Raw genomic sequence first — 26,726 nt, 5'->3', positions numbered from 1 at the left:
CGCTAATCTCTTCCTGGTCTGCCCCTAGTGGCCCTGCTGCACCTGAATGCCCGCCGTTCAAGCCGCAGCATTTCATAATCCGCCAAGCATAACGCGCTTTTCCGTCGATGGCTGGAAGCCCCGGATATGCGTGATCGCTCGGCAAGACCAGGATCAGATCATGACCCTCATCAATATCCGCAATCTCAGCATCGTGCTGTCCGCGCCGCTGTTCTCGAAGCTCAACCTCGTCGTCAATGCCGGCGACCGGCTTGGCCTCGTGGCTGCGAACGGGCGCGGCAAATCCACCCTGCTCAGGATCATGACGGGAACACTGGAGCCGACCGAAGGCGAGATCACCAAAGCGCGGGGGCTCACCATCGGCCATGTCGAGCAGAATGTGCCGTCAGCCCTTCTCGACGCCACTTTCCGCGACGCCGTCCTGCACGCCCTTGCGCCCGACCAGGCCGAAAGCGAAAGCTGGCGGGCGGATGTCGTGCTGGAATCGCTCGAAGTGCCCGAGGAGTTGCGCGAACGGCAGCTTCGGCAGCTCAGCGGCGGCTGGCAGCGGCTGGCATTGATCGCCCGCACATGGGTGAACGAACCCGATGTGCTGCTGCTCGACGAGCCGACCAACCATCTCGATCTCGAAAAGATCGCACAGCTCGAGACCTGGCTGAATATGCTGCCGCGCGACACGCCCGTCATCATCTCCAGCCACGACCGCGCCTTTCTCGATGCGACGACCAACCGGACCCTCTTCCTGCGGCCGGAGCAATCGGCTGCCTTCGCCCTGCCCTACAGCCGGGCGCGTGCCGCCCTCGACGAAGCGGATGCTTCAGATGCGCGACGCTACGAAAAGGACATGAAGACGGTCGAGCAGCTTCGCAAGCAGGCGGCGAAGCTCAACAATATCGGCATCAATTCCGGCAGCGACCTGCTGGTGGTCAAGACGAAACAGCTGAAACAACGCGCCGAAAAGCTGGAGGAGACGGCAAAGCCCGCCCATCTGGAACGGTCGGCCGGCGCAATCCGGCTCGCCAATCGGGGCACGCATGCCAAGGTTCTGATGACGCTTGAAGATGCAGAGGTCACGACGCCTGATGGCACCCTGCTCTTCCGCACGGGCCGGCAGTTCATCTGCCAGGGCGACCGCATCGTGCTGCTCGGCCTCAACGGCGCCGGCAAGTCGCGGCTGATCTCCATGCTACGCGCGGCGATCGCCGAGCCCGACACGGCAAAGGCCGGCATCAAGGCCACACCCTCGCTGGTGCTCGGCTATGGCGACCAGCTGCTTGCCGATCTCAGCGATGCCGACACACCGCTGCAGACGATCATCCGCCGCTTCGATGTCGGCGACCAGCGGGCGCGTTCGCTGCTTGCCGGCGCCGGGATGACGATCGAGATGCAGGGCAAGCCCGTAAGGCTGCTATCCGGCGGGCAGAAGGCGCGGCTCGGCATGCTGGTGCTCAGGCTGACGCAGCCGAACTTCTACCTGCTCGACGAGCCCACCAACCATCTCGATATCGAGGGGCAGGAGGCGCTGGAGAGGGAGCTGATGGCGCATGAGGCAAGCTGCCTGCTCGTCTCGCACGACCGCAGTTTCGTGCGGGCGGTCGGCAATCGCTTCTGGCTGATCGAGCGGAAAAAGCTGGTGGAAGTGGAGAGCCCGGAAGGGTTCTTTGCGAGCGTTGGCGGGCTGAATAGCGGTGTTTGAAGGCTACACCTCGTCGTCAGTCGCGTCGTGTGGCCCCCTCAGATGCCGGCAGGCAGATGAGGGGCCAGACGGCACGCAATTCAAACTCTTCGTTCCTGCCTTTTTCAGGAATGAAGAAGCGTGAGATGCATACGCGCTATTCTGCGATCTACCGCTTGCCCGCCGAGAGGCAGAAATAGGCCCCCTGCGGATCCATCCCCTGACAGACCCAGCCGCCGGGAACTTCCATGGGACCGTTGACGACCTTGCCGCCGCCGGTATTGACGCGCTCGATCGCAGCATCGAGCGCCGGCACGGTGAAATAATAGGACCAGAAGGCCATGCCGACTTCCGGCGGGCGGGTCATCATGCCGCCGGTCTGTTTTCCGTGTTCGGCGAAGATGTGGTAGATGCCCATCGGTCCCATGTCGAAGTCCTGGTCCTTCGTCCAGCCAAAGAGCTTGGAATAGAAGTCGAAGGCCTTGGCGCCATCGTTGGCGTAGAGCTCGCGCCAGCCGACATGGCCGGGCGTGTCGAAGGGCAGTTCCGGTGGCGGATTTTCCATCGGCAGCGGCGTCATGATGCAGAGCACCGCTCCGTCAGGATCGGCTACCACGGCAAAGCGGCCGATGCCCGGAATATCGGCCGGCTGGCGGCGGACGGTGCCGCCATTTGCCGAGAAGTCGCGCGCCGATTGATCGACATCGTCGACGGCGACATAACCGGTCCAGTTCGGCGGAATGCCCTGCCCTTCCAGCTCTGCCGGAAAAGGCATCATGCCGGCGACCCTGACGCCGTTTGCTTCGAAGATGACATATTCCGGCTGGTCCGCCGCCGGCATTTTGCTCGATGTCCAGCCGACGACCGATCCGTAGAATTTTGCCGCCGCATCGGGGTCCGGCGTCATCAGTTCGCACCATATGAACTTGCCATGCGTATTGGACATCGTGTTCTCCTCGGTCCACGCTTGAGTTCTGTCTCGTTATTTTACGCAATTCCGGACACAAAACCGCTCTCGCACTTTTGCTGGAATTGCGCTTGAGATGTCCCGGCGATTTCAGCGCTTGCGGGTATATTTGACTTCCATGAACTGCTTCCAGGTGCCGTCAGCTTCCTTGACGCTTGACGTGAAGGTTCTGACGTTGTCGTCGAGGAAGGTGATCTGCTCGCGATAGTCGGCAAAGCCATCGCCTTCGAAGGCCGGCCCCCTGGTGTAGAGCGACAGAACATTACCCGAGGGCTCGACCTCGCCCTCATAGGTCCACATGTAGTCCATCATCGAGCCGATCCAGCTGCCTACATATTTGCTTTTGCTCGGGTCGTAGCCGAGGGTCAGGATCGTCGTCGCCTGCTTGCCGTCGGTCATTTCACCGGTGCCTTCGGCAACGAACCAGATGCCTTGCAGGGAGCGCACGGTCTCCTCCCAAGGCTTGTCGCCGGTCATGTCCGAAGCGGCAACGGCCCAGTGACCGACCATTCTCTCCAGGAAAGCATGCTCCTTCAGCACTTCTGCAGTCTTCATCGTCCTTCTCCTCCGGATGATGGATGGCTGGCTAGATGTTTCAAGCAATTCCGAACGCAAAACCGCGCAATACTTTTGCTGGAACTGCGTTAGTGGCAGCAGGATGAAGCCTGGGGAGCTTCCTCATATTCATCGTGGCGTTTTACGAAATCCATGGTCGAATCTTCGTTGCGGCCCTTGGGGGCATGATCCAGGATCATCAACGTTCCGAGGATTTCTTCCGCACCGCGAGCATAGCTCGAATAGGTATGGAACACTTCCCCCTTCTCATTTTTGTAGAAGGCCGAAAGTCCAGGCAGTTCGTCATTGGCGTCAGAGGGCGCTGTGGGCGAGAAGTTATAAAAGACTTTGTCTTTGGCAAGGTCCTCAGGCGTGAAAGATACATGATAATCGAAGTTGAAATCGCTGCCGAAGGACGAAACCCAAGGGAAATTCCAGCCCATGCGCTTCTTGTAGGCCTCGATCTTGGCGAGCGGCGCACGGGCGACGGCAACAAGGGTCACGTCGTGGTGGTTGAGGTGGGGCAGCGTGCCGTCAAGATGATCGGCGAGGAATGAGCAGCCGGGGCAACCGGCCTCCCATTCGGGGCCGAACATGAAATGATAGACCATCAACTGGCTGCGGCCATCGAAAAGGTCGGCGAGCGATTTCGCCCCCTGCGGCGTGTCGAACATATAGTCCTTGTCGACTTTCACCCAGGGCAAAGCCATGCGCTCGGCATTCACCTTGTCTCTCAGATGGGTCGCCTCTTTCTCTCTCAGGAGCAAAGCCCGGCGGGCTTCGAGCCATTCCTCGCGGGAAACGACGGGATTTTGAGTCATCTTGTTCAGCATCGTCTACGCCCTCCTCCGGCGCGCCGGCATTTTCCGGCAGATAGTCTCCTCTTCTTGACTAAATACATTGATATCAATAGAAATAGATCATGTCAAATCCGGTCGCGATTCCTTTTTCGACAACGCTTCTGGTGCGGGACACATGCCTGTGCCTGCATGTGCAGCGCGCCGCCCGTGCGCTCGCAAGGCTGTTCGACGACGCGCTGCGGCCCGTCGGCCTTACCAACGGCCAGTTCTCCCTGCTGATGTCCCTGAACCGGCCGGAACCGCCGCCGATGGGTCCCGTCGCGAGCCTGCTCGCCATGGACCAGACGACGCTGACGGCGGCACTGAAGCCGCTGCAGCGCAAGGGTTTCGTCGATGTGGTGCCGAACCCGAGGGATCGGCGCGGCCGCCTGCTCTGCCTGACGGATGATGGGCGGGCGGCGCTGCGAAAGGCGCTGCCTATCTGGGAGAGCACGCATGCGGCGCTGGAAGCAAAACTGCCAAATGGCGATGCGGATGGGCTGAGGCGCGACCTGCAGCGTCTGGCGTGATCCTGCAAAACCCGGAATCTGACGACTGCAAAATCAGCCGCCAAAAGCCTCTTGACTTAGAGTGCGCTCGAAGCCGTAGCTTCCTTGGCGTCGTGACGAGAACAGGTGTCCCATGAAGATCAGTGACCTCGCGAAACGGTGCGGTCTGTCGGCTCATACGCTGCGTTATTACGAGCGTATCGGCTTGCTTCCCTTTGCCGACCGCGATCGATCCGGACAACGCGACTACGACGCTTCCATCCTTTCCTGGATCGAGTTTGTCGGCCGTCTGAAGACGACGGGCATGCCGATCCGCGACATGCTGCTTTACGCAAAGCTTGCCGACAAGGGGAAAGCCACTTTCAGCGAGCGTCGAGAGATGCTCGAAGAGCATCGTGAGCGTGTCCGGGTCCATTTGACTGATCTCGAAGCCTGCCTTCGCGTCCTCGACGGCAAAATCGCCTCCTATTCGGAGGCGGAAGAAAGGATGAGAGATGACAAACGGAACATTGCAGAGACGCCGGCTCGGGCAAGGACTTGAGGTGGGATCGATTGGTCTCGGCTGCATGGGCATGAGTTGGGCCTATGGCGCAACGGAAGCGGACAGGGGCGAGGCGATCGCCACGATCCATCATGCGCTCGATCGCGGCGTAACTCTGCTCGATACCGCCGATGTCTACGGCCCGCATACCAACGAAGAGCTTGTGGGGGAAGCGATCAGAGGCCGGCGTGAGCAGGTGGTGCTTGCAACCAAGTTCGGCATCGTACGCGGATTAGAAGCAATACCTGGCACCCAGACAGTCAACGGGCGGCCCGACTATGCCAAGGCCTCCTGCGAAGGGTCCTTGCGGCGCCTCGGCGTCGACCACATCGACCTCTATTATCTCCACCGCGTCGATCCCGAAACGCCGATCGAGGAAACCGTGGGCGCGATGAAGGAGCTCGTCGAAGCCGGCAAGGTCAGGCATATCGGCCTGTCGGAAGCCAGCCCTGAGACGATCCGCCGGGCGCATGCCGTGCATCCCGTCACGGCTGTCCAAAGCGAATATTCGCTCTGGTCCCGCGATCCTGAAGGTGGCGTGCTGCAGACGCTGCGCGAACTCCGGATTGGCCTCGTCGCCTATTCGCCGCTCGGGCGCGGTTTCCTGTCGGGCGCCATCCGGTCTATCAACGATCTTGCGCCTGACGACTACAGGCGGACCTCGCCACGGTTCATCGATGACAATTTCGAGCGGAACCTCGAACTGGTCGCCGTGGTCGAAGAGATTGCGCGCCGCAGGAACGTGACACCAGCCCAGCTGGCTCTTGCCTGGGTGATGGCCCAAGGCGAAGATATCGTGCCGATCCCCGGCACCCGCCGCCGCAGCCGGCTGGACGAAAATCTTGGAGCGGCCGCCATCGATCTGACGGCACAGGATCTCGAGGAAATCGCCAGGACCCTGCCCCGCGCTGTCGGAGATCGGTACGGCGAAATGGGCATGCGCGAAGTCAACGGATGAACATCCTGACAGGACGAAGTCTTCTCCCCGGCATCCGGGGAGAAGACAAGACATTGCCGCGGCATCAGCGCGTCAGGTCGAGGGCGGCCGTCAGATTGCCCATCGGCGGCTCGTTGTTCAGCGCCAGCGCCTTGTCGCGGGCGAGCAGGCCCGGCAGCACCGGCAGGTCGTAGCGGGCGGTGATCAGGCGCAGGATCGAGGTCGTGTCGTACTGCGTGTGATCGACCATGCCGCCCTTGGCGTAGGGCGAGATGATGAAGGCCGGGATGCGGTTGCCCGGTCCCCAGCGATCGGCCTTCGGCGGCGCGACGTGATCCCAGAAGCCGCCGTTTTCGTCATAGGTGACGACCACGAGCATGTGGCCCCATTGCGGGCTCCTCTCCAGATGCGAGATCAGATCGGCAAGATGCTGGTCACCACTCGAAATATCGGCGTAGCCGCCGTGTTCGTTGAGATTGCCCTGCGGCTTGTAGAAGGAGACGGTCGGCAGTTTGCCGTCGTCGATATCCTTGATGAAGGCTTCCCCGGCAAGGCCGCCGTCTTTCAGGTGCTCGGCACGAGCGGACGTGCCCGGCGCGAAATTGGCGAAGTAGTTGAAGGGCTGATGGTGGAACTGGAAGTTCGGCACCGGCGTGGCATTTTTGCCGTCAAGGACTGCCTGCCAGGCGCCGCTATACCATGCCCAGGCGACGCCCTTCAGCGACAGCAGGTCGCCGATGGTGATTTCATGCTGCGGCGGCAGGGTGTTCGGCTGCGAAGGATCGGCATAGGCTGTATCGCCATCCTTGGCCGGGGCATTGGCGCTCGGCTGGTAGGGTGGCTGCATGGTGTTGACGGCGTAGAAATCAGGCGTGAGGTTGCCGTCGGAGACGAATTTCGGAGCGCCTTCGAGGGCGGATTTTGGTGCATTTTCGGCAACGGTCAGCGAAGTGCCGTCTGCATCAACCTTGGCGATGGTGGGTTTGGCAGGGCTCTTGTCAGCGTCGGCATAATAGGGCGCGCAGGCGCAGACCAGTGCGAAGTGGTTGAGGAAGGAGCCGCCGAAGGCGCCCTGAAAGAAGTTGTCGGCGAGAACGTATTTCTTGGCGACCTGCCACATGGGCAGGATAGAGCCGTCATAGTGGCCCATGACGAGGCTGCCGGAATCGGCCCAGGCGACGAACTTGTCGTTCTTGCCGCCGTCGATCTGCATCTGCTCCTGATAGAAGCGGTGCCAGAGGTCGCGGGTGATGACGGAAGGCGACTGCGCGAAACCCTTGGGATCGTCGATCGAGAAGGCGGCGTTGGCGAGATGTGCGGACTGCGCCTCGGTGACGGCTGGCGTCACACCCTTGGCGGTCAGGCCGCCCCAGGCCGGCGGCAGTTCGGCAAGCGGCGCGCCATCGCGATCGAGCTGGCGTGCCTGGCCTTCGCTGACATTGGAGAGGCCATTGGCGCCCGGAAAGCTGCCATAGAGGTTATCGAAACTGCGGTTTTCGGCGTAGATGACGACGATATTCTGGATCTTGTCCATGCCGGCGGGCGCAGCATGAGCGGCCGTGGCTGATACCAGCGGCAGCATGGCCGAGCCGGCCAGCGAAAGATTGCGGAGAAGCTTCAGTCTGGTCATGGCGGTATACCTCATGGCTAAGGGGGCGTGGCTAGAGGAGCGCCCGGCGGAAATGAAAAGGCCTAAGCGCAAGCGCGACGCTATTCCTGCCGTCTATCAACTTTGTGACATCGGGCGGGTCGTCGCCACGGCTGGCAGGCGCGCGTCATCAATCTGTTGCAGTCAGGTTCGATCATGGGGAGGACGATGTTAACCCATTGGAATCCTTGGCATGACGACAAAGATTATCTGGCTGCTGCGATCCGGTCTGGCGCTCGGTTTGGCGGCGACTGCGCTTGGTTTCAGCCTTCCGCCCCTGCGGCAAAGCAGCGCGGCCATCACCGGCGGCATACACCCCGGTCCGATGTCGCGGGCGGAGGCCTATGCCCGCGCCGAAGCCCTGAAGGAACTCGGCCGCAAGATGTTCTCCGATGCCTCGCTTTCGGCCTCCGGCGTACAGGCTTGCGCCTCCTGCCACGATCCGCATCATGCTTTCGCCCCGGCCGCCGCGACGCCGGTCGAAATGGGCGGGCCGCATATGGACCAGCCGGGCCTGCGCGCCGTGCCGACCTTGCGCTATCTGCAGGCGGTCCCCTCCTTCACCGAGCATTTCTACGATTCCGAGGATGAAGGCGACGAAAGCGTCGACAACGGGCCGACCGGCGGCCTGACCTGGGACGGGCGCGTGGACCACGGCTATGACCAGGCCAAGATCCCGCTGCTTTCACCGTTCGAAATGGGCAACAGGGATGAAGCCCAAGTCGTCACCTCACTCAGCAAGGCGCCCTATGCCGACGATTTCAGGGAGATTTTCGGCCAGGAGATTTTCGGCGATGCCAAGGATGCCTTCCGGGGTGTGGTCGAGGCGCTCAGCACCTTCGAGCAGAGCAGAGCGGACTTCTATCCCTATTCCAGCCGCTATGACGCCTTCCTTGCCGGCAAGGGCACTCTGACAAAGCAGGAGCTGCATGGGCGCGATCTCTTCGAAGATCCGGCCAAGGGAAACTGTTCGAGCTGTCATCTGAGCGAGCCCGGCAATGACGGCGAGCCGCCGCAGTTTTCGGACTTCGGCTTCCTGGGGGTGGCGGTGCCGCGCAACATGGCGATCCCCGCCAACAGCGACCCTGATTATCACGATCTCGGCCTCTGCGGCCCTCAGCGTACCGACTTCACGGATCGGCCGGACTATTGCGGCCTGTTCCGCACGCCGACGCTGCGCAATGTGGCGCTGAAGAAGAGCTTCTTCCACAACGGCTACTTCCATTCGCTACGCGATGTCGTTTCCTTCTACGCCACGCGCGACAGCGATCCCGGTCGGTGGTACCCTCGGGATGCCGACGGTACGATCCGCAAATATGACGATGTTCCGCAGGCCTATTGGGACAATCTCAACTGCGACCCGCCCTTCGGCCGCAAGCCCGGCGACCCGCCGGCACTGACGGAATCGGAGATCGACGACATCGTCGCCTTCTTGGGCACGCTGACCGATGCGGATCAGTTGCCCAGCCCGGAACAACAAGCGGCGCACTGAAAAAAGCCGGAGTGATGCCCCGGCCTTTATTCACTGGCGCTGCAGGACAATCAGACAACCGTGACCGGAACTTCGGTCGAGGTGCGCATGGCGTGGCTGTAAGGGCAGACGATATGGGCGGCCGCAGCGAGCTTTTCGGCGGTTGCCTTATCGACACCCGGGATGTTGACCGTCAGCGCAACTTCGATGCCGAAGCCGCCGCCATCTTCACGCGGGCCGATGCCGACGGTTGCGGAAACCGTTGTTTCCTCGGGAATCTTGACCTTTTCCTTGCCGGCCACAAATTTCAAAGCACCGAGGAAGCAGGCCGAATAGCCGGCTGCGAAGAGCTGTTCGGGATTGGTGCCGGTTGCGCCGTCGCCGCCGAGCTCCTTCGGCACGGTCAGCGTGACGTCGAGAACGCCGTTTTCAGAAACGGCGCGGCCTGCGCGGCCACCGGTGGCAGAAGCTTTGGTCGTGTAGAGAATAGGCATGACAATCTCCTTTGGTTAGCCCCGTTCGTCCGGGTTGAGTTTTTAATAACGTCCAATTAAATTGTACGCAAGTGAATTTTGCAAATTGCATTCAGAATTTGAAAAGAGGACAGTGAGACCTCTGGGGATGGCAGCGATGAAAGCGAGAACGGCGAAAGTGATGGAAATACCGGAAGAGGAAAAGCGGCTGGAGAAGCAGCTCTGTTTCGCGGTCTATGCGACGGCGCATGCCTTCACCCGTGCCTACAAGCCCATACTCGACAGGGTGGGCCTCACCTATCCGCAATATATCGTCATGCTGGTGCTTTGGGAAAAGGCCGAACTGCCGGTCAAAACGATCGGCGAACAGCTCGATCTCGATTCCGGCACGCTCTCCCCCCTCCTCAAGCGGCTGGAGCAGAACGGCCTCATCAAGCGCCTCCGCGATTCCCGTGACGAACGGCAGGTCATCGTGTCGCTGACGCCGAAGGGTCAGTCGATGAAGGGCGAGCTCAATACGATCATGTCTTCGATCGGCGAGGCGATCGGCTGTACGCTGGAGGAAATGGCCGTCATGCGCGACATGCTGCACCGGCTGCGGGGCAATCTCAACGCCAGCATATAGGCGGAGACGGAACTACGGCCTCAGACAGAATGCCCGCGCCTGATAGACGCGGGCAATTTGCGTTATTCCGCGGTCTGATAGGCCTGCTGGCGAACCGTTGCGGTCTTCGGGCCGACAGCGGCAAGCAGGGTGATCAGGATCGCCAGCAACGCCACGAAGACGATGCCGCCGATCCGGAAGGAAGCAAAGAGCAGACCGGAAGCAAGACCCGATTGCTCGGGCTTCGCCCGACCGCAGCTCACTGCCAAACAACGATCGGGGTTTTATTGGGGACGCGATCGTAGAGGTCGATAATGTCCTGGTTCAGCAGGCGCACGCAGCCCGACGAGACGGCCTTGCCGATGGAGCGCCATTCGGGATTGCCGTGCAAGCGGTAAAGCGTATCTTCACCGTCGGAGAAGATGTAGAGCGCGCGCGCACCGAGCGGGTTCAAGAGGCCTGGCTCCATGCCGCCACGCTCGATCGAGTATTTCGCAAGCTCCGGCTGGCGGGCAACCATCTCGTTCGGCGGCTTCCAGCGCGGCCATTTCTGCTTCCACTGGATCACGCCGTTACCCGACCAGGCGAAACCTTCACGGCCGATGCCGACGCCGTAGCGCATCGCCATGCCGCCGGGTTGGACGAGATAGAGGAAACGCGAGGGCGTATCGACAACGATGGTGCCGGGCGGCTGGCCCGTCGGATCCACGACCTGCTGGCGATAGTAGCGCGGATCGATCTGCTGGTAGGGAACGGCGGGGATGAGGAAACCGCCGTCTTCGATTGGGCCGTACATGACGGCAAGTTCTGCTTCACCGGGCACGCTCGTCGTCTGGAACGGGCGGAAAGGAGAGCGGTAGCTGATCTGCATGTCGCCATTTTCGACCGTATTCGAAGTGGAGGCACAGCCTGCCAGCGCGGAAGCCGCTGTTAAAGCCGAAAAGGAAAGAAAGCTACGACGGGAGAGAGGTTTATCGAGGCTCATGACGCGGGACTGGTTTCCTTCGTGATGCGGGGCTCGCAATAAACGCAGCTCACCCCTGATTCGTCCAATGCCGAAATCGACAAGGAAAGATCTATCGGCTTATGCTGAATAAACCATAGCATCACGCAGACGTGTCCGGCTCCGGGCAGACGATCTCGCCTGCCCTGTTGCAGCCCTACATCACAACGATCTCGGACTTGGCCGGCACTCTGTCGTAAAGGTCGACCACATCCTGATTGAGCATGCGTACACAGCCGGACGAAACCGCCTTGCCGATCGACTGCCAATCGGGGGTGCCGTGGATGCGATAGAGGGTGTCCTGGCCGTTCTTGAAAATATACATGGCGCGGGCGCCGAGGGGATTGGCGAGGCCCGGATTCATGCCGCCATTTTCCGCAGAGAAGGGGCGAACTTCCGGCTGGCGGGAGACCATTTCGACCGGCGGTGTCCAGCGCGGCCACTTCTGCTTCCACTGGATGACGCCGCGGCCCTTCCAGGCGAAGCCCTCGCGGCCGAGACCAACGCCGTAGCGCATGGCCTTGCCATTGCCTTCGACAAAATAGAGGAAGCGGTCCTTGGTATCGACGACGATCGTGCCGGGGCGCTCGTTGGTCTGGTAATCGACCTCCTGGCGCAGATATTCCGGCTGGATGCGGCTGGCAGGGATGGCCGGCAGCGTGAAATCGCCGTCCCTGACCTGGCCGTACCTGCCCATATCGAGGCGCAGCGGGTTGCTGACCGGCAGGCCGTAAGTCTGGTGGAACTGGGTCTTGTAGAGTTCTCGCGTCTGCGGCACCGGCTGATCGGGGATCGGCTTGACGCGGCGCGGATCGACGCCCGGCGGCTCGTAGAAGACCGGCGAGATTTCCTGCACGAAGCGCGCCGGAGAATCGGCCGCGACATCCGGAACGATAATATTGCAGCCACTAAGTGACGTCGCGGCAGCAACGAGCCCGGCAAACGGGAAAGCCCGGCGCAGAAAATTCATGAAACCATCCTCATCAGCGATAACAGAGACAGCATTATCTGCTCGCAGGATGGCATTCGCGGCTGGCGCGAGGCTGGCGGCCGAAGCTGAAAGCGGCCGAAAAAGTCTGACGATGCAGGCAGTCGCCTGACCCGCATCCGGCAACTATCAGGCCGCCACACCGTGAAAGAACTGGATGCTTTGCGCGATCTCGGCCGGCAGCGCCGAGGTGTGGTTGCCGGCGACCGTATCGGCTTCGATATGCGTACCCGCCGCACGGGCACGCGAGACGAGCAGATCGGCGCGATCGTTGAAGTGGGACTCTTCCTTGCCGTGCAGCACGCGCACCGGGCATTTGAAGCTGTGCGCGTAGCAAAGCGCCGTGCGCACCTCGAATTCATGCGTGTTGGAATCGTCGAAGCGGATGTCTTCGGGATAGCGGTTGAAGAAGCGGAAGGCGTCTGCGTTGCCTGAAATCGGCACGGCCGCCCGAAAACGATGCGTACTCATCGCCGTCAGCATGGTCAGCGTGCCGCCGACGCTATGACCCGCGATGAAGAGGCGCTCGGGATCGACGCCCGGCAGATGGCGCAAGCGCTCGGTCGCGGCGAGCACGTCGTCCACTTCGTCATAAAAGCCGGAGAAATTGCCCATCTGGCCGTTTTCACCGCGCATGGACGGCATCATCACGACATAGCCGGCATCCATGTAAGGCTTCACGAGCTGCCAGTGGCCCATGCCCATGGCGTTGCCGCCGTGAAGGAAGAGGATGCCGGGTTTGGCCTTGCGCTCGCGCCTGTATTTGGACACCCAGGCCGTCAGTTCCAGCTCGCCGCCGTAGCCGGAGCGGTAGAAGATGCGGTCGGCATCGGCGGGTGCCGTCAGCGGCTCGTATTTGTCCGGCGCCGGCCCTTTCTGCAGCAGCTTGGTACGGAAGTGGCGGCGAACGCCGGCATAGTCATGCTTGGCGAGCCTCGGAACGTCGGGCACATCGAAGGCATTCGCAATGCCTGGCATCAAAAGAGAACCGGCCATGCCTGCAAGCAGGCCGCGGCGTTGACGGAAAAAGGCATTTCGTTCTTGCGAGCTCATACACGGCACCCATCATTTCCCCGGCTCAAAAAATCTGCACCGGAAGAGCGTTGCCGCCAATACACATGCTGTTGAAAACGGGGAGCCTGCGTCATTGTTGCGCAGGCAGATATCGTCAACCCGCCTTGGCGTCGATCATGGCGATGAGGGTGCGCAGGCGATCGGCCTCGTAGGAGGGCTTGTCGGGGCGCAATCTCGCAATGCGGGGGAAGCGCATGGCGACGCCTGACTTGTGACGAGTGGATCGGTTGATTCCCTCGAAGGCGACTTCCACCACGAAGCCGAATTCCTTGTCGGCCCTGACAGCCCTGACCGGACCGAAGCGTTCCGTCGTATTGTTCCGCACGAACTTGTCCAGCACTTCGAGTTCGGCATCGGTGAAGCCGAAATAGGCCTTACCAACGGGGACGAGCTGTTCGCCATCCTCGTCGTCCGCCCATACGCCGAACGTGAAATCCGAATAATAGCTGGAGCGCTTGCCGTGGCCGCGCTGGGCATACATCAGCACGGCATCGACGTTGTAGGGGTTGCGCTTCCACTTGAACCACGGCCCCTTCATGCGGCCAGCCTGATAGATGCTGTCGCGGCGCTTGATCATCACGCCTTCGATGACAGGGTCGGGCGGGGCTGCGCGCAGACCGTCCAGATCCTCCCACGTCGCGAAGGACACAAGCGGCGAGAGGTCGAAGCGGTCATGCGGGGCACGGTCGATAATTTCTGAAAGCCGGTCACGACGCTCGACATAATTCCTGCCGCGCACATCCTGCTCGTCGTCGAAAAGCATGTCGTAAGCGCGGATGAAAGCCGGATACTCCTCCAGCATCCTTGACGTTACTGTCTTGCGGTTCAGGCGCTGCTGCAGATCGGAGAAGGTGCGGGTCGGATTATTCGAACGTGCCGTGCCGCCGACCAGAAGCTCGCCGTCGATGACGCCGGAAAAGCTGATCGATTCCAGAATATCGGGAAAGGCGCCGGAGATATCATCACCGGAACGGGAATAGATCCTGCGCGTCTCGCCGGAACGGGAAAGCTGGACGCGAATGCCGTCCCATTTCCATTCGGCTGCGTAATCGACGGGATCGAGATTGGCGAGATCCCCTTCCTCTACCGGATTGGCGAGCATGACGGAATGGAAGATGGCAGGCGTTGCCAGCACCGGCTTTTCCTCGCCGCCCTCAAGCCATTTAAACAGGCTTTCATAGGGCGGCTGCAGACCATGCCAGAGAGTCTCGATCTCGGTGACGTCCCTATCGCCGAGATCGGCGAGCGCCTGCTTGGCGAGGCGGGCGGAAACGCCGATACGCAGCGCCCCGGTCGCCAGCTTGATGAAGGCGAAGCGGCCGGAGGAATCGAGCCGGTCGAGCAGGTCGCGCACGAAGCTGCGCACCTCCGTGCGGCCGAGCGAATTCATTTGGACGACCACCTCGCCGAGGCGCGGCTGGGCGAGAGCGGAGCGGTCGATATCGCGCTCATTGTCCCAGACCAGCGAGATGGTTTCGGCGAGGTCGCCGACATAGTCGTAGGAATAGCGGAAGAGCACGTCGTCCATGCGTTCCAGCACCAGTTCGCGCAGCATGGCGGGCTTGACGTTGCGCACCTCCAGCGTGCCGGCGATCACGGCAAGGCCGTAGCCTCGGTCCGGGTCCGGCGTGTTGCGGAAGTAGTCGGTCAGCAGTTTCAGCTTGCCGGTGCGGCTGGGAGTGAGGACCACGCGGTCGAGGAGATCGGCGAAGGCTTTCATGTTTCAATCCCCCTCGTCCTCATAGCCCACCAGATGCAGCGGCTTGGCCTTCATGCCCTGCAGCTCGCACCAGCGGACCAGCGCCTCCTCGCGGCCATGGGTAACCCAGACTTCCTGCGGGGCGAGCTCGGTGATCGTCTCGGTCAGTTCCGGCCAGTCGCAATGATCGGAGATGACGAGCGGCAGTTCGACTCCGAGCTGCTTGGCACGCTGGCGCACCATCATCCAGCCCGAAGCGAAAGACGGCAGCGGATCGTTGAAGCGGCGTGCCCAGCGGTCGGCAAAAGCCGAGGATGGGCCAACGACGACGGCGCCCTTGAAGGCGGACTTGTCGCGGCTTTCGATCGTCGCCGGAAGGAGTTCGCCGAGATCGATGCCCTGGCTGATATAATAGTCGCAGAGCCGTTCCATAGCGCCGTGGATGTAGATCGGCTCGCCATAACCCGCATCACGCAGCAGGCGGATGACGCGCTGCGCCTTGCCGAGCGCATAGGCGCCGACGAGGTGCGTGCGTTCGGGAAACTGGCGCAGCGAGGCGAGGAGCTTGCCGGTCTCGTCGATCGGATCGGGATGGTGGAAGACCGGCAGGCCAAAGGTCGCCTCGGTGATGAACACATCGCAGGGTACCGGCACATAGGCTTCGCAGGTCGGGTCGGGCCGGCGCTTGTAATCGCCTGAAACGACGATGCGCGTGCCGTTCTTCTCGATGGCGATCTGCGCCGACCCGAGAACATGACCGGCAGGATGAAAACACACCTTCACGCCGTTGACGACGAGTTCCTCCCCGAAAGCGACCGGCTGTTCGCTGGCTGAGAAGCCGTTACCATAGCGGATGCGCATGATGTCGAGGGTCTGGCGAGTGGCGAGCACGTTCACATGGCCCGGACGGGCGTGGTCGGAATGGCCGTGGGTGATGAGCGCCCGCTCCACCGGCCGCACCGGATCGACATAGAAGTCGCCTTCCGGGCAATAGAGTCCTTCGGGGGCGGGATAGAGCAGCGCGTCTGGTCTCATGACAGCAAAGATAGTGGGAATTGCGTTTTGCGCCAGAGGGATACACGGCGCCAAATTTACCAGCCGAGGCGTGGCATGCAGGCTTCGTCCATTGCATCCTCCCGCAACCCCCATTAGCTTCGCCGGCGCTGCAGCAGGGAAGCGAATGAGGGCGCATGCGGACTGTTTTCGGATATGCACTACTGGCGCTCGGGCTGATGCTGCCTGGCGCGGCCTCGGCAGCCGACTGGCAGCCAAGTGAGGAAGTGAAGGCTTACGCGATCACCGGCCGCACCGGCATGGAACTTTACCGGTCCATCGGCGAACGCGGGCCGCAGGCCGGGCCGGGCCGGGTCATCGCGCATACGACCTTCAAGCTGACCTGGACGCGCAAATATGAACAGCAGGGCAGTGCCTGCACGCTGACATCGGCAAAGCCGAAGCTCACCATCATCTACACGCTTCCGAAAGCGCCGACCGACCTGCCGGTGGCCACCAAGGCAAGCTGGGATAGCTTCATATCAGGCGTGCGCACCCATGAGCGCTGGCACGGCGAGACGATCGTCGAGATGGTCAAGGAGATCGAGGCGTTGAGCAACGGCTTCTCCGTGCCCGACGATCCCGGCTGCAAGAAGATCAGGCCCGAGCTGACGGTGCGGCTCGGCGAGCTCTCCAACAAGCAGCGCCAGCGCGGCCGGGATTTCGACCGCTTGGAAATGAGCGAGGGCGGCAACATCCAGCAGCTCATCCTGAAGCTGGTGAACGGTCCCTGACCGGTTCAGAGCGCGGCGAGGAAAGCGTCGACGCGGCTCCAGGTGGCCTCCGCCGCCTTTGCGTCATAGTCAGGGAGCGACGGATCGGTGTAGAGATGGCCGACGCCGGGATAGAGGAAGACCTCCAGGCTGATATTGGCTCTTGCAGCATGCGCGCGCCATGCCGCCACTTCATCCGCCGGCTCGAAATCGTCAGGGTCTGCCAGATGGACCTGAACAGGAATGCCTTCGCGCGCATTGGCCGGAATCTCGGCGATACTGTGCAGCAGGAGCATGCCTGATGTCTGCGGTCGGCTCGGCCAGAGGCTTGCGGCAATACCCGCCCCCATCGAGAAGCCGCCGAGGACGGCCGATGCCGGGAGGTCGGCAACCGCCTTTTCGGCCCGCTTGCAGAGTTCGGCCCAGCCGATCTCCTTGCGGATGGAGAAACCTTCTTCGATCGTCTGCCCTACCCTGCCCCCGTAGAGATCGGGTGTCATAACCTGATGGCCCGCTGCGCGCAGACGCGCCGCGGCATCCCGTTCAAGGGACCGAAATCCGTAGACTGAATGAAAAAGTACAATCTCCGCCATCGCCATCTCCATGTCTTGCAACATAGGGTTTCTGCAACGTGAAGGCGAGCTTTAACCCATAAAAGCCCCAAATGAGCCAAAGAACCACCGGAATCACTTTCTAGCCATTGGCCGAGGCACGACCGGAGGGGATGATGGGACGGAAGCTCACATATACAGGCATGGCGGTTCTCGCCTTTGCCGCCGCAATTTACCTCAACAATACCAGCTTTTTAGCCGAACATCGCGAGGGCAAGCCACTGCTTCTGGCGCATCGCGGCATCGCCCAGCGCTTCGATGAGACGGATCTGAAGAACGACACCTGCACGGCTGCGCGCATGCTGCCGCCGAAGCACGATTATCTGGAGAATACCATCCGCTCCATGCAGGCGGGTTTCGACGCCGGCGCCGACGTGGTGGAGGTCGACGTGCATCCGACAACCGACGGGCAGTTCGCCGTCTTCCATGACTGGACGCTCGATTGCCGCACGAATGGACATGGCGTCACGCGCGAACATTCCATGGCCGAGATGAAGACACTCGACATCGGTTATGGCTACACGGCCGATGGCGGCAAGAGTTTCCCTTTCCGTGGCAAAGGCTTCGGTCAGATGCCGACCCTTGACGAGGTGCTTTCCTCCTTCCCGGACAAACATCTGCTCATCAATGTCAAAAGCCGCGACCCTTCCGAGGGCGAAAAGCTCGCGGCCGTGCTGAACGGCCTGCCGGTTGAGCGGCGCGCCAGGATCATCGTCTATGGCGGCAACGAGCCGATCAACCGGCTCCGGCAATTGGCGCCTGATATCCGCACGGCTTCACGCGCCAGCCTGATGGGCTGCCTCACCGGTTATATCGGCTACGGCTGGACAGGTCTTCTACCCGATGACTGCTGGAATGTAATGATGCTGGTGCCGATCAATTATGCGCCATGGCTGTGGGGCTGGCCAGACAGGTTCCTCAACCGCATGCAGGATGCACATACGCAGGTCTTCGTTATCGGGCCTTACCACGGCGGCGGCTTTTCGACTGGTATCGACAATGCCGAACGCCTCGCGCAACTGCCTGACAATTACTCCGGCGGCATATGGACGAACGAGATCGAGACGATCGCCGATCTGGTGAAATGATCAGGCGCCGCGCGCCAGCAGCATGACGACGATTTCTTCCGGCGCCACGGGCCTGGAGAAGCGGTAACCCTGCGCCTCCTCGCATCTGACATGGCGCAGGAATTCCAGCTGCGCGTCGGTTTCCACGCCTTCGGCGAGCACCGAGAGCTTCAGCGTCCGGGCGAGCGAAATGACGGCCGACGCAATGGCGACGGCGGTCTGATCGGCAGGCAGAGCCTCGACCAGCGAGCGGTCCATCTTCAACCGGTCGAAGGGGAAGGTCTTCAGCGCGGCAAGCGAGGAATAGCCGGAGCCGAAATCGTCGATCGACAGACGCACGCCAAGCGCACGCAGCGACAGCATCATGGAGAGCGCACGGGCGGCATCCTGCATGATGACGCTTTCGGTCACCTCCAGCTCCAGCCAGCGCGCATTGAGCCGATGACTGTCAATTGCCTCTGCCACGTGTGAGGCGAAATCGGGATCGGCGAACTGCTTGGGCGAGACATTGACGGCGATTGTCAATGGCGTCAGTCCCATGTCCTGCCAGGCGCGAGCCTGGCGACAGGCCTCGTTCAGCACCCAGAGACCGAGCGGCACGATGAGACCGGTTTCTTCGGCAAGCGGGATGAAATTCATGGGCGGTATCACGCCCTTGGTCGGATGGTTCCAGCGCACCAGGGCTTCGAGACCGCTGATACGGCCGGTCGCGACATCGACCTGCGGCTGGTAGAGCAGGAAAAGCTGGTCGCCGACGATCGCCTGGCGCAGTTCCTCCTGTTCGCTGAGCGGCAGATCGACGGCATTGCTGACGACACCGTCGTGGTATTGCAGCGTGTTGCGGCCAAGCTGCTTGGCACGATACATGGCACGGTCGGCATTGGCGAGCAATTCGTCCGGCGTCGCACCATCCCACGGAAAGGCGGCAACGCCGATGCTCGAAGTGACGGCGATCTCACCAACTTCGGAGCGTACAGGCTTGGAAATCGCCTTCTGCAGCTCGCGCAGCCGCCGCATGATGCCGGCGTCGTGGCTGGACTGGTGGACGAGCACGACGAGGAATTCATCGCCGCCGAGGCGCACGACCATATCGGAGGCGCGCACGCAATTCGCCATGCGGGCAGCAGTCTCTTTCAGCACCTCGTCGCCGGCGGCGTGGCCGCTCGTATCATTGATCTCCTTGAAATTGTCGAGATCGATATAGCCGACGGTGACCTTGCGGTTGTTGCGGCGGGCCTGATCGAGGATCTTCGCCATGCGCTCCTTCAGGAAGGCGCGGTTCGGCAGACCAGTCAGGTCGTCGTGATGTGCCATGAAATGGATGCGGTCATCGACGCGCTTGCGCTCGATGGCAATGCCGGCAATGTGGGTGGCGAGCGCCACCAGTCTCATCTCGTGTTCGGTCGGACGTCTCACTTCTTTCGAATAGAGCGCGAAAGTGCCGAGCACATTTTTCTGCGAGGTGCAGATCGGCGTCGACCAACAGGAGCGGAGGCCGAACTGGCCGACCATCACCCGGAAATCCTCCCAGAGCGGATCGGCTATCACGTCCTCTACGATGACAGTTTCGCCGCGCCAGGCGGCCGTGCCACACGAGCCCACCTTCGGGCCGATGGCAACACCGTCGATCATCCGGCTGTAGGCGCCGGGCAAATTGGGAGCCGCGCCGTGGTAGAGCCGTGTGCCCTCGCGGTCGAGCAGCAGCACAGAGCCGGAAATACCGATCATCTGGCGCTCGATCATCAGCACCAGTGCTTCGAGGATCATCGGCAGGGGTTCGTTGCGGGCGATCATTTCCAGCAGGTTCGCTTGGCCGCGATAGAGCTCCTCCTGCCGCTTGCGCTCGGTGATATCGCGGGACACACCGATGAGGCCGACGACCTCGCCGCGATCGTTGCGCAGCGGTATCTTGGAGGTCAGGCGACACATGGTGCCCCCATCCGGCATCGGTACAAGTTCTTCCATGTCGATGCGGGGCTCGCCGCTCGACATGATCTCCTGCTCGACATCGAAATACCGGCGGGCCGTCTCAAAATCGAACAGGTCGAAGTCGCGCTTGCCGGCGACCTCGGCAGCGTTCTCCAGCCCGTGGCTGCGCGCCATGACAGCATTGGCGAAGACGAAGCGACCATCGCGGTCCTTGACGTAAAGAAAATCGGGAAGCTCGTGGACGATTGCCTTGAGGCGGAGGTTCTCTATGCCTTCGGACAGATGATGAGCGGTCGCCGCCATCATTGCCTCCGTGGCAGCCACGATACGCTGCGTCTCGGCACTGAAGGTATCACCAGATTCCCAACGTCGGACCCCAATTCCATTCATGACGCTGTTCTCCCGGTAAACGCAGGCCTATCCACAATAGTCATATTTGAAACCGCTTTCTAAAATAACGAGCATTTCCTTCGGGTTGCTTAAATGGAAAGGTGAACAAGACGACAATATTGGAAAGGTTGCGTTTGTTGATCGACCGATGACTATTCTTCTGTTGCAGACATGTGTCGAAAAGAAACATTTCTGCTGGCATGAATCCTGCGTGGAGCTCGGACATGAAGATGGATTTCAGCAAAATCTCCCGGCGGGATATACTTGGCATGGCAGCCGCTTCTGCGGCGGCGATGATGGCGCCGCGCGCTTTTGCGGCTCCGCTCAGTGCGGAACAGCCCGACCTGCGCGGCTCGATCGATGCGGTGCAGTATCGCGCCGCTCTCGAAAGCGGCGACAAGAAGAACCGCAATCTGCAGCAGATGATCGAGAAAGCGGCGCGCGAGAAGGTACCTGTCTTCCTGCCGCCGGGCACCTATCGCATTTCCAACCTGACGCTGCCGGACAATACGCGCATATCAGGCGTGCCGGGCGCAACGCGGATCGTTTATACCGGCGAAGGCCACCTTTTTGCCGCGGAGAATGCCGGTCGCATCGAGCTTTCCAATCTCGTCATCGACGGATCGAACCGGTGGCTGGCAGATTATGCCGGCGCCCTCATCCAGTTCACCGGCGTCAGTGAGGTGCTGATCGACAATTGCGAAATCGGCGGCAGCCGCAAGCACGGGCTGCAGCTCGAGCGTTGTGGCGGGCGGATCGAACGCAGCCGTATTTCCGGCGCCGAGCAATCCGGCATCTATGCGGTGGAATCGACAGGCCTCTCGGTCACAGACAATACGGTTTCCGACTGCGGCAATGGCGGTATTCTGGTGCACCGCTGGAAGAAGGCCGAGGATGGCACGATCGTTTCCGGCAACCGTGTTTCCAATATCCGCGCCAATGATGGCGGCACCGGCGAAAACGGCAACGGGATCAATATCTTCCGCGCCGATGGGGTGACGGTGGCTGACAACCAGATCTCCGACTGTGCCTTCACCGCCATCCGCGCCAATTCCGGCTCCAACATCCTGATCAGCAACAACCAGTGCCGCCGCTCCGGCGAGACGGCGATCTACGTGGAGTTCGAATTCGTCGGCGCCGTCGTCTCCGGCAACATGATCGATGGAGCGGCGAACGGCATTTCGATTGCTAATTTCGATCAGGGCGGCCGGCTGGCCAGTGTCACCGGCAATGTCATCCGCAATCTGACGCTCAAAGGCCCCTACAAACACGAGGTCGGCTTCGGCATCGGCATAGCCGCCGAGGCCGATACTCTGGTGTCGGGCAATGTCATCGAGGACGCGCCGCGCTGGGGGCTGCAGATCGGCTGGGGGCCTTATCTGCGCAATGTCGTCGTCAACGGCAATGTCGTGCGCAAGTCGCCGGTCGGCTGCGCGGTTTCCGTCACCGAAGGTGCGGGTTCCGCCGTCATCACCGACAATATCTTCCAGGAGATGGGCAAGGGCGCTGTGATGGGCTTCGAATGGGACAAGCAAGTCTCCGATGAGCTTGCCGATGATAGCTCCCGCTATAAGCAGCTGACCATCGGGCGAAACCGCATTTCCTGAGCGCTATCAAAAGCTTTCATCGACATATCATCCGCAGATGCTTTTTTCACGATTGCGCTGGCTTTAGGGTCGGCGCATCAGAGAAGGGGACATTGCTATGCTGACAATCTACGGGGTCTACCGTTCGCGCTCCGCCCGCGTTTACTGGATGGTCGAGGAACTGGGGATCGAATTCCAGTCCGTGCCGGTGCTGCAGGCCAGGCGGCTTGCCAATCCGCTCTCGCCGGATGCGCCCATCAACACGCTCTCGCCGGAATTCCTTGCCATCAACCCGATGGCGCTGATCCCAGCCATCAAGGATGGCGATCTCGTATTGAACGAGTCTCTGGCGATCAATCTCTATCTCGCGCGCAAGTATGGCGGCGAACTCGGCGGCAAAACCGTCGAGGAAGACGGTTTGATGACGATGTGGACGATCTGGGCGGTTTCCGAACTCGATGGCAACACGGGCAAGATCGTTTCGACCTATGATGACGGCAAGGAAAACACCGAGGCGGGACGCGCCGTCATCGATGTCGCCTGCCGCACCATGAAGCGGCCGCTTTCGGTTCTCGAAAAACATCTCGAGGGCAAGGACTGGATCGTCGGCGGGCGCTTCACGGTCGCCGACCTCAACATCGCGGAAGTGCTGCGCTACGCCCAGAGCGAAACCGCGCTGTTTGCGGCGCATCCGAACATCGATGCCTGGATCCAGCGCTGCCAGTCACGCCCGGCCTATCTGGAAATGCAGCGCAAGCGCTCGCTGGAGCCGGTCGAAGCCTGAGGATCAGCCGAAGATCGCGGCGGTTTCGGCCATTTCCTCGCGGATCCAGGCCTTGAAGTCGCGCACCTTCTTCGGCTCGCGTCCGCCTTCGGCACTCACGAAATAATAGCCGTCGCCGGTATTGGCGCGGATGCCGAAGGGTGCGACCAGCCGGCCTTCCTGCAGCGAATAGCCGGCGAGCGTCTGCCAGGCGAGCATCACACCCTGCCCGGCAATCGCCGCATCGAGGCAAAGCGAGGCATCGTTGAAGCTGTGGCGGACGGCAGGCGGCGCGCCCGAGAGGCCGGCCGCCTGCATCCAGACATCCCATGTGAACATGGCATGGGCATCGATGACGGCCGGGAGTTTCAGGATATCGGCCGGCTCCTTCAGCTTCGCGGCCATCTCGGGAGAGCAGACGGGAAACACCACCTGCTCCAGGAGATGCTCGACCTTGACGCCAGGCCAATGACCCTTGCCGACACGGATGGCGACATCGATATCAGAGGCGGCCAGATTGACGAGTTTGGTGGTCGCGTCGAGGCGCAGGTTGATTTCCGGATGGCGCTCCATGAAACGGTCCAGCCGGCAGACCAGCCAGCGGGCGGCCAAAACAGGCGCTACCGAGATGGTCAGGATGCATTCGTCCTTGCGCTGCGCCATCGCAACGGCTTCCGAAAGCCGCACGAAGCCTTCGTTCAGGGCGGCAAGAACGGGCGCTCCCGCTTCCGTCCCCAGCATGCCCTTCGGCGTGCGCTCGAAGAGCAGCCGGCCGAGTTGGGCTTCAGCCTTGATGACCTGCTGGCTGACGGCTCCGACGGACACGCCGAGTTCATGCGCCGCCGCCTGAAGCGAGCCAAGCCGACCGACGGCCTCCAGTGCGCGAAGGCCATTGAGATGCACGGAATTGAGGTTTCTCATATAGCTTTCCTATAGCAGGAAACTGGTAATCTCAATTGAAAAGCAGGTGCTCGCCGCCGATATTGGCATCATAAGACGATTATGTTCGAGGCTATTCTATGCCCGTGGTGCCGAAGGCGATTGCGATGTCTTGCGCCGATGGCACTGTTACGCATCGAGAAAGGAGAGCCACGATGTTACTGCTGAAGTTTTTCTGGAACCAAACAGATCCTGGCACAAGGACCTCAGAGACCAAAGATGATTGGGACGACGATCTGCTCGGCCACCCCGACATCGCCTCCATGTCGCAGCGAGAGCTTGCCGACCTGCCTCTGCCGGTACCCGCGCCCAAACGCCCTCTGCAACGACAACTAGAGAAATGCGTCTGAAGCTGTACTATATTCCCGTCGAAGAATAGTCGGGGCGGGCGGTATGGCGGAAAGCGTGGAAGGGATTCTGGCACGGTTGAAGCGGTTGGCGAAGGAGGCCGGCCTGTCTGGCATCGAGGAAAGCACCTCTTATGGCAACCTTGCGCTGAAGGTCAGGGGCAAAAGCTTCGTCGCGGTCAAGAACGACGAAACGGTGGTGATCTCGATCCCGATCGATCATAAGGAACACCTGCTGACGATGGCGCCCGATATCTACTTTCAGACAAACCATTATGTCGGCTGGCCGTACCTGCCGGTTCGGGTCGCCGCTATCGGCGACGACGAGCTCAAGCAGCGGCTGATCGACGCCTGGACCTACCGGGCGCCGAAGAAGCTGATTTCCGCCTATCGCGGTTAGACCTTTTCGCGCGCCAGCGCACGCTGGACAGCAGGGCGCTGCAGCATGCGTGCATGATGCTCGCTGACCTTGGGGAAGCGTGCGGGATCGACGCCATCGGATGGCAGCCAGTCGGTCATGACGAAAAGATAGGGATCGGCGACCGTGTACGTTTCGCCCATGACCCACGGCCCCTCAAACATCGTCTTCTCGATCAGTTCGAAGCTTTCGGCCATGGTCTGCGGCACCTTGGCCTTCATGGATTCCAGAGCCGCTTCATCATCGGCCCAGCGGTAACCGCGCGGGCGATGCGCATGGTTCACATGCACTGTCGATGAGATATACCCATTGAAGGCCTGCAGCCGGGCAAATTCGAAGGGGTCGTCGAGGGGCGCGAGCCTGGCGGCGGGCGCCATCTGGGCAATATAAGCGAGGATCGCCGTCGACTCGGTCAGTACGCCGCGGTCGGTGGCAAGTGCGGGAACGCGGCCCTTCGGATTGATCTTCAGATAGGCTTCCGAGCGCTGCTCGTTCTCGCGCGTATTGACCTTCTTCGCATCGAAGGAAAGGCCGGATTCCTCCAGCGCAATCAGGCTGGCAAGCGCGCAGCTACCGGGCGCAAAATAGAGTGTGAGCATGGTGAGACTCCCCTTTCGGGGAGCCTTATAGCGCGAGTTTCATGGTCAGCGGAAGACAAGGTTTCGTCATTCGCGCAGCCGCCCATCACGTGCAACCCGGCACGTCCTCCAGCCGGTACCAGACCGGAATACCGCGCTCCCTGGCGATGCGCACGTCGTTGTCGGCGCCTTTGGAATCGCCCGGCAGGCGCAGCACGCCTTCGCAGAGCTGCAGCAGGCGGCCGGCGACGGGATGAAAGATTTCCTCATAGAGGTCGTCACCGACCGATTTGCCGCCGGCGGCATGCCAGATGGGCAGCGCCACCCATTCGCCAATCATCGGCACATGGCCCGCCTTGAAGAGAGCATGGGACGGCTCCTCCAGACGCATGAGGTTAGCAGCCATCTTTGCAGGGTCATCGCCCGTTCCGGACCGGTACGGACCGGCAATCAAAATCAACATTGGTATCTCCATCAACTCCCGGCCTTATGCACGGGATTTCGCGAAAATGCACGATATTTCTTGAATGTCGAGTCAATTCGTGCATATTCGCGATGTTTCGTAAATTTTCGTGCAGAGACCACTCATGCTGACCACACAACGGAAAACTCTCATCCTCGACATCCTGCGCCGTGACGGACAGGTGATCGCCAAGCGGGTGGCTGAAGATTTCGAGCTGTCGGAGGATACGATCCGCCGCGACCTCCGGGAGATGGCAGCGGAAGGGCTCTTGAAGCGCGTGCATGGCGGCGCCCTGCCCATTGCCCCCGACCTGCCTGACTTCACGGCCCGCCGCGATGTCGCTTCCGATGTCAAGGCGCGGCTCGGCGCAAAGGCGGCGCAGATGGTGAAGGCCGGGCAGATGGTGTTTCTCGACGGCGGCACGACGACGGCGGAGGTGGCGCGTCACCTGCCGCGCGACATCCCCTTCACCATCGCCACCCACAGCCCGACGATCGCCGCCGAGCTGGAACATCACCCGACCGCCGAGGTGATCCTCTGCGGCGGCAGGCTCTACAAACATTCGATGGTGGCGACGGGAGCCGTCGCCATGGCCGCGATTTCCGCCCTGCGGCCGGATATCTTCTTTCTCGGCGTGACGGCCGCCCACCCCATGCATGGATTTTCGACAGGGGATTTCGAGGAAGCAGCAATCAAGCGGCACATCGCCCGCTGCTCGGCGGAGACGCATGTGCTTTTGACGGCAGAGAAATTCGATCTCGTTTCACCCTGCGCGGTGCTTGCCATCAGTGACGTGGCGGGGTTGATCGTGCCCGCGGAAATGCCCAGGGAAAGGCTTCGGCCCTACGCAGAGCTCAATGTCGCAATTGCCGCAGCTTGACCCGCT

At 61.4% G+C, this 26,726-nt stretch carries 28 protein-coding genes and 1 pseudogene; 13 read left to right on the top strand and 16 right to left on the bottom strand.

Going from position 1 to position 26,726, the window contains the following annotated elements; all coding sequences use genetic code 11:
* The first annotated feature begins 160 nt into the window (after positions 1 to 160).
* A complete protein-coding gene (locus tag ACK9YZ_RS03475) occupies positions 161 to 1,696 on the top strand; it encodes an ABC-F family ATP-binding cassette domain-containing protein (RefSeq protein WP_416065681.1) in 1,536 nt (511 codons plus the stop codon).
* Between the two features lie 148 nt (positions 1,697 to 1,844).
* On the opposite strand, the gene ACK9YZ_RS03470 is transcribed toward ACK9YZ_RS03475, so the two are convergent.
* The 3 genes from ACK9YZ_RS03470 to ACK9YZ_RS03460 all read right to left on the bottom strand — a co-directional run bounded on the left by ACK9YZ_RS03470 (position 1,845) and on the right by ACK9YZ_RS03460 (position 4,030).
* Positions 1,845 to 2,621 (bottom strand): VOC family protein, encoded by a 777-nt coding sequence (locus tag ACK9YZ_RS03470; RefSeq protein ID WP_216757336.1) that lies wholly within the window; start codon positions 2,619 to 2,621, stop codon positions 1,845 to 1,847.
* A gap of 111 nt (positions 2,622 to 2,732) precedes the next feature.
* A complete protein-coding gene (locus ACK9YZ_RS03465; protein ID WP_416065680.1) occupies positions 2,733 to 3,197 on the bottom strand; it encodes a DUF1579 domain-containing protein in 465 nt (154 codons plus the stop codon).
* 89 nt (positions 3,198 to 3,286) lie between these two features.
* The gene (locus ACK9YZ_RS03460) at positions 3,287 to 4,030 is read right to left on the bottom strand and encodes a DUF899 domain-containing protein (protein ID WP_416065679.1); all 744 of its coding nucleotides are present in this window, start codon (positions 4,028 to 4,030) and stop codon (positions 3,287 to 3,289) included.
* A gap of 89 nt (positions 4,031 to 4,119) precedes the next feature.
* On the opposite strand from ACK9YZ_RS03460, the gene ACK9YZ_RS03455 reads away from it, so the two are divergent.
* The 3 genes from ACK9YZ_RS03455 to ACK9YZ_RS03445 all read left to right on the top strand — a co-directional run bounded on the left by ACK9YZ_RS03455 (position 4,120) and on the right by ACK9YZ_RS03445 (position 6,044).
* Positions 4,120 to 4,566: a MarR family winged helix-turn-helix transcriptional regulator gene (locus ACK9YZ_RS03455; protein WP_416065678.1), complete on the top strand. Its 447-nt coding sequence runs from the start codon at positions 4,120 to 4,122 to the stop codon at positions 4,564 to 4,566.
* Positions 4,567 to 4,678: 112 nt separating this feature from the next.
* Positions 4,679 to 5,086, top strand: a complete 408-nt coding sequence (locus ACK9YZ_RS03450; RefSeq protein WP_416065677.1) for a MerR family transcriptional regulator — start codon at positions 4,679 to 4,681, stop codon at positions 5,084 to 5,086.
* Positions 5,055 to 6,044, top strand: a complete 990-nt coding sequence (locus ACK9YZ_RS03445) for an aldo/keto reductase (protein ID WP_416066808.1) — start codon at positions 5,055 to 5,057, stop codon at positions 6,042 to 6,044. Before ACK9YZ_RS03450 ends, ACK9YZ_RS03445 begins: the two co-directional genes overlap by 32 nt.
* Before the next feature lie 64 nt (positions 6,045 to 6,108).
* Here ACK9YZ_RS03445 and ACK9YZ_RS03440 read toward each other — a convergent pair whose 3' ends face one another.
* Entirely contained in the window at positions 6,109 to 7,653 is a 1,545-nt protein-coding gene (locus ACK9YZ_RS03440) for an acid phosphatase (RefSeq protein WP_416065676.1), read from the bottom strand.
* Positions 7,654 to 7,864: 211 nt separating this feature from the next.
* Between ACK9YZ_RS03440 and ACK9YZ_RS03435 the strand changes: the two genes are divergently transcribed.
* On the top strand, positions 7,865 to 9,163 hold the full coding sequence (locus tag ACK9YZ_RS03435) for a cytochrome-c peroxidase (protein WP_416065675.1): 1,299 nt from the start codon (positions 7,865 to 7,867) through the stop codon (positions 9,161 to 9,163).
* 50 nt (positions 9,164 to 9,213) lie between these two features.
* Here the strand turns inward: ACK9YZ_RS03435 and ACK9YZ_RS03430 are convergent, their stop codons facing one another.
* On the bottom strand, positions 9,214 to 9,636 hold the full coding sequence (locus ACK9YZ_RS03430) for an organic hydroperoxide resistance protein (protein WP_416065674.1): 423 nt from the start codon (positions 9,634 to 9,636) through the stop codon (positions 9,214 to 9,216).
* A 127-nt stretch (positions 9,637 to 9,763) separates the two neighbouring features.
* On the opposite strand from ACK9YZ_RS03430, the gene ACK9YZ_RS03425 reads away from it, so the two are divergent.
* A complete protein-coding gene (locus tag ACK9YZ_RS03425; protein WP_416065673.1) occupies positions 9,764 to 10,240 on the top strand; it encodes a MarR family winged helix-turn-helix transcriptional regulator in 477 nt (158 codons plus the stop codon).
* Between the two features lie 62 nt (positions 10,241 to 10,302).
* Here ACK9YZ_RS03425 and ACK9YZ_RS03420 read toward each other — a convergent pair.
* The 6 genes and pseudogenes from ACK9YZ_RS03420 to ACK9YZ_RS03395 form a co-directional block, all read right to left on the bottom strand.
* Positions 10,303 to 10,458, bottom strand: a pseudogene (locus tag ACK9YZ_RS03420) (MFS transporter); the annotation flags it as partial.
* Positions 10,459 to 10,478: 20 nt separating this feature from the next.
* Entirely contained in the window at positions 10,479 to 11,204 is a 726-nt protein-coding gene (locus tag ACK9YZ_RS03415; RefSeq protein ID WP_416065672.1) for a L,D-transpeptidase, read from the bottom strand.
* Positions 11,205 to 11,379: 175 nt separating this feature from the next.
* On the bottom strand, positions 11,380 to 12,192 hold the full coding sequence (locus ACK9YZ_RS03410; protein WP_216757327.1) for a L,D-transpeptidase: 813 nt from the start codon (positions 12,190 to 12,192) through the stop codon (positions 11,380 to 11,382).
* 147 nt (positions 12,193 to 12,339) lie between these two features.
* The gene (locus ACK9YZ_RS03405) at positions 12,340 to 13,263 is read right to left on the bottom strand and encodes an alpha/beta hydrolase family protein (protein WP_416065671.1); all 924 of its coding nucleotides are present in this window, start codon (positions 13,261 to 13,263) and stop codon (positions 12,340 to 12,342) included.
* A gap of 115 nt (positions 13,264 to 13,378) precedes the next feature.
* Positions 13,379 to 15,004 (bottom strand): cisplatin damage response ATP-dependent DNA ligase, encoded by a 1,626-nt coding sequence (locus tag ACK9YZ_RS03400; RefSeq protein ID WP_416065670.1) that lies wholly within the window; start codon positions 15,002 to 15,004, stop codon positions 13,379 to 13,381.
* 3 nt (positions 15,005 to 15,007) lie between these two features.
* The gene (locus ACK9YZ_RS03395) at positions 15,008 to 16,018 is read right to left on the bottom strand and encodes a ligase-associated DNA damage response exonuclease (RefSeq protein WP_416065669.1); all 1,011 of its coding nucleotides are present in this window, start codon (positions 16,016 to 16,018) and stop codon (positions 15,008 to 15,010) included.
* Between the two features lie 155 nt (positions 16,019 to 16,173).
* Here ACK9YZ_RS03395 and ACK9YZ_RS03390 point away from each other — a divergent pair, with 155 nt between their 5' ends.
* Positions 16,174 to 16,770: a DUF922 domain-containing Zn-dependent protease gene (locus ACK9YZ_RS03390; RefSeq protein ID WP_416065668.1), complete on the top strand. Its 597-nt coding sequence runs from the start codon at positions 16,174 to 16,176 to the stop codon at positions 16,768 to 16,770.
* 5 nt (positions 16,771 to 16,775) lie between these two features.
* Here the strand turns inward: ACK9YZ_RS03390 and ACK9YZ_RS03385 are convergent, their stop codons facing one another.
* The gene (locus tag ACK9YZ_RS03385) at positions 16,776 to 17,342 is read right to left on the bottom strand and encodes a dienelactone hydrolase family protein (protein ID WP_416065667.1); all 567 of its coding nucleotides are present in this window, start codon (positions 17,340 to 17,342) and stop codon (positions 16,776 to 16,778) included.
* Between the two features lie 134 nt (positions 17,343 to 17,476).
* Between ACK9YZ_RS03385 and ACK9YZ_RS03380 the strand changes: the two genes are divergently transcribed.
* Positions 17,477 to 18,448, top strand: coding sequence for a glycerophosphodiester phosphodiesterase family protein (locus ACK9YZ_RS03380; protein WP_416065666.1), 972 nt, complete (start codon positions 17,477 to 17,479; stop codon positions 18,446 to 18,448).
* On the opposite strand, the gene ACK9YZ_RS03375 is transcribed toward ACK9YZ_RS03380, so the two are convergent.
* Positions 18,449 to 20,746 (bottom strand): putative bifunctional diguanylate cyclase/phosphodiesterase, encoded by a 2,298-nt coding sequence (locus ACK9YZ_RS03375; RefSeq protein WP_416065665.1) that lies wholly within the window; start codon positions 20,744 to 20,746, stop codon positions 18,449 to 18,451.
* A 224-nt stretch (positions 20,747 to 20,970) separates the two neighbouring features.
* On the opposite strand from ACK9YZ_RS03375, the gene ACK9YZ_RS03370 reads away from it, so the two are divergent.
* Positions 20,971 to 22,353, top strand: a complete 1,383-nt coding sequence (locus ACK9YZ_RS03370) for a TIGR03808 family TAT-translocated repetitive protein (RefSeq protein WP_416065664.1) — start codon at positions 20,971 to 20,973, stop codon at positions 22,351 to 22,353.
* Between the two features lie 97 nt (positions 22,354 to 22,450).
* A complete protein-coding gene (locus ACK9YZ_RS03365; protein ID WP_416065663.1) occupies positions 22,451 to 23,116 on the top strand; it encodes a glutathione S-transferase family protein in 666 nt (221 codons plus the stop codon).
* Positions 23,117 to 23,119: 3 nt separating this feature from the next.
* Here ACK9YZ_RS03365 and ACK9YZ_RS03360 read toward each other — a convergent pair whose 3' ends face one another.
* Complete coding sequence (locus ACK9YZ_RS03360) at positions 23,120 to 24,016, bottom strand: LysR substrate-binding domain-containing protein (protein ID WP_416065662.1); 897 nt, start codon at positions 24,014 to 24,016, stop codon at positions 23,120 to 23,122.
* Between the two features lie 173 nt (positions 24,017 to 24,189).
* Here ACK9YZ_RS03360 and ACK9YZ_RS03355 point away from each other — a divergent pair, with 173 nt between their 5' ends.
* Together ACK9YZ_RS03355 and ACK9YZ_RS03350 are read left to right on the top strand one after the other, a co-directional pair.
* Positions 24,190 to 24,384 carry a hypothetical protein gene (locus tag ACK9YZ_RS03355; RefSeq protein WP_416065661.1) on the top strand — a complete coding sequence of 65 codons (195 nt, stop codon included), beginning with the start codon at positions 24,190 to 24,192 and terminating at the stop codon, positions 24,382 to 24,384.
* Between the two features lie 43 nt (positions 24,385 to 24,427).
* A complete protein-coding gene (locus tag ACK9YZ_RS03350; protein WP_216757315.1) occupies positions 24,428 to 24,781 on the top strand; it encodes an MmcQ/YjbR family DNA-binding protein in 354 nt (117 codons plus the stop codon).
* Here the strand turns inward: ACK9YZ_RS03350 and ACK9YZ_RS03345 are convergent.
* Entirely contained in the window at positions 24,778 to 25,398 is a 621-nt protein-coding gene (locus ACK9YZ_RS03345; protein WP_416065660.1) for a glutathione S-transferase family protein, read from the bottom strand. The genes ACK9YZ_RS03350 and ACK9YZ_RS03345 overlap by 4 nt on opposite strands.
* Before the next feature lie 85 nt (positions 25,399 to 25,483).
* Positions 25,484 to 25,840, bottom strand: a complete 357-nt coding sequence (locus tag ACK9YZ_RS03340) for a DUF4406 domain-containing protein (protein WP_416065659.1) — start codon at positions 25,838 to 25,840, stop codon at positions 25,484 to 25,486.
* Positions 25,841 to 25,964: 124 nt separating this feature from the next.
* On the opposite strand from ACK9YZ_RS03340, the gene ACK9YZ_RS03335 reads away from it, so the two are divergent.
* On the top strand, positions 25,965 to 26,720 hold the full coding sequence (locus ACK9YZ_RS03335) for a DeoR/GlpR family DNA-binding transcription regulator (protein ID WP_416065658.1): 756 nt from the start codon (positions 25,965 to 25,967) through the stop codon (positions 26,718 to 26,720).
* Positions 26,721 to 26,726: the final 6 nt, after the last annotated feature.

This window comes from Rhizobium sp. ZK1, assembly GCF_047782645.1.
Classification (GTDB): Bacteria; Pseudomonadota; Alphaproteobacteria; order Rhizobiales; family Rhizobiaceae; genus Rhizobium.
The sequence above is the reverse complement of the archived record's forward strand: the minus strand, read 5'-3'. Positions and strand labels throughout refer to the sequence as shown.

Coding starts and splice junctions, on each gene's coding strand:
- ACK9YZ_RS03440 (WP_416065676.1), bottom strand. CDS start 7,653: ATGACCAGACTGAAGCTTCTCCGCAATCTTTCGCTGGCCGGCTCGGCC.
- ACK9YZ_RS03450 (WP_416065677.1), top strand. CDS start 4,679: ATGAAGATCAGTGACCTCGCGAAACGGTGCGGTCTGTCGGCTCATACG.
- ACK9YZ_RS03465 (WP_416065680.1), bottom strand. CDS start 3,197: ATGAAGACTGCAGAAGTGCTGAAGGAGCATGCTTTCCTGGAGAGAATG.
- ACK9YZ_RS03340 (WP_416065659.1), bottom strand. CDS start 25,840: ATGTTGATTTTGATTGCCGGTCCGTACCGGTCCGGAACGGGCGATGAC.
- ACK9YZ_RS03470 (WP_216757336.1), bottom strand. CDS start 2,621: ATGTCCAATACGCATGGCAAGTTCATATGGTGCGAACTGATGACGCCG.
- ACK9YZ_RS03335 (WP_416065658.1), top strand. CDS start 25,965: ATGCTGACCACACAACGGAAAACTCTCATCCTCGACATCCTGCGCCGT.
- ACK9YZ_RS03460 (WP_416065679.1), bottom strand. CDS start 4,030: ATGCTGAACAAGATGACTCAAAATCCCGTCGTTTCCCGCGAGGAATGG.
- ACK9YZ_RS03425 (WP_416065673.1), top strand. CDS start 9,764: ATGGCAGCGATGAAAGCGAGAACGGCGAAAGTGATGGAAATACCGGAA.
- ACK9YZ_RS03350 (WP_216757315.1), top strand. CDS start 24,428: ATGGCGGAAAGCGTGGAAGGGATTCTGGCACGGTTGAAGCGGTTGGCG.
- ACK9YZ_RS03355 (WP_416065661.1), top strand. CDS start 24,190: ATGTTACTGCTGAAGTTTTTCTGGAACCAAACAGATCCTGGCACAAGG.
- ACK9YZ_RS03475 (WP_416065681.1), top strand. CDS start 161: ATGACCCTCATCAATATCCGCAATCTCAGCATCGTGCTGTCCGCGCCG.
- ACK9YZ_RS03375 (WP_416065665.1), bottom strand. CDS start 20,746: ATGAATGGAATTGGGGTCCGACGTTGGGAATCTGGTGATACCTTCAGT.
- ACK9YZ_RS03430 (WP_416065674.1), bottom strand. CDS start 9,636: ATGCCTATTCTCTACACGACCAAAGCTTCTGCCACCGGTGGCCGCGCA.
- ACK9YZ_RS03370 (WP_416065664.1), top strand. CDS start 20,971: ATGAAGATGGATTTCAGCAAAATCTCCCGGCGGGATATACTTGGCATG.
- ACK9YZ_RS03390 (WP_416065668.1), top strand. CDS start 16,174: ATGCGGACTGTTTTCGGATATGCACTACTGGCGCTCGGGCTGATGCTG.
- ACK9YZ_RS03410 (WP_216757327.1), bottom strand. CDS start 12,192: ATGAATTTTCTGCGCCGGGCTTTCCCGTTTGCCGGGCTCGTTGCTGCC.
- ACK9YZ_RS03365 (WP_416065663.1), top strand. CDS start 22,451: ATGCTGACAATCTACGGGGTCTACCGTTCGCGCTCCGCCCGCGTTTAC.
- ACK9YZ_RS03395 (WP_416065669.1), bottom strand. CDS start 16,018: ATGAGACCAGACGCGCTGCTCTATCCCGCCCCCGAAGGACTCTATTGC.
- ACK9YZ_RS03360 (WP_416065662.1), bottom strand. CDS start 24,016: ATGAGAAACCTCAATTCCGTGCATCTCAATGGCCTTCGCGCACTGGAG.
- ACK9YZ_RS03455 (WP_416065678.1), top strand. CDS start 4,120: ATGTCAAATCCGGTCGCGATTCCTTTTTCGACAACGCTTCTGGTGCGG.
- ACK9YZ_RS03405 (WP_416065671.1), bottom strand. CDS start 13,263: ATGAGCTCGCAAGAACGAAATGCCTTTTTCCGTCAACGCCGCGGCCTG.
- ACK9YZ_RS03380 (WP_416065666.1), top strand. CDS start 17,477: ATGGGACGGAAGCTCACATATACAGGCATGGCGGTTCTCGCCTTTGCC.
- ACK9YZ_RS03415 (WP_416065672.1), bottom strand. CDS start 11,204: ATGAGCCTCGATAAACCTCTCTCCCGTCGTAGCTTTCTTTCCTTTTCG.
- ACK9YZ_RS03385 (WP_416065667.1), bottom strand. CDS start 17,342: ATGGCGGAGATTGTACTTTTTCATTCAGTCTACGGATTTCGGTCCCTT.
- ACK9YZ_RS03400 (WP_416065670.1), bottom strand. CDS start 15,004: ATGAAAGCCTTCGCCGATCTCCTCGACCGCGTGGTCCTCACTCCCAGC.
- ACK9YZ_RS03345 (WP_416065660.1), bottom strand. CDS start 25,398: ATGCTCACACTCTATTTTGCGCCCGGTAGCTGCGCGCTTGCCAGCCTG.
- ACK9YZ_RS03435 (WP_416065675.1), top strand. CDS start 7,865: ATGACGACAAAGATTATCTGGCTGCTGCGATCCGGTCTGGCGCTCGGT.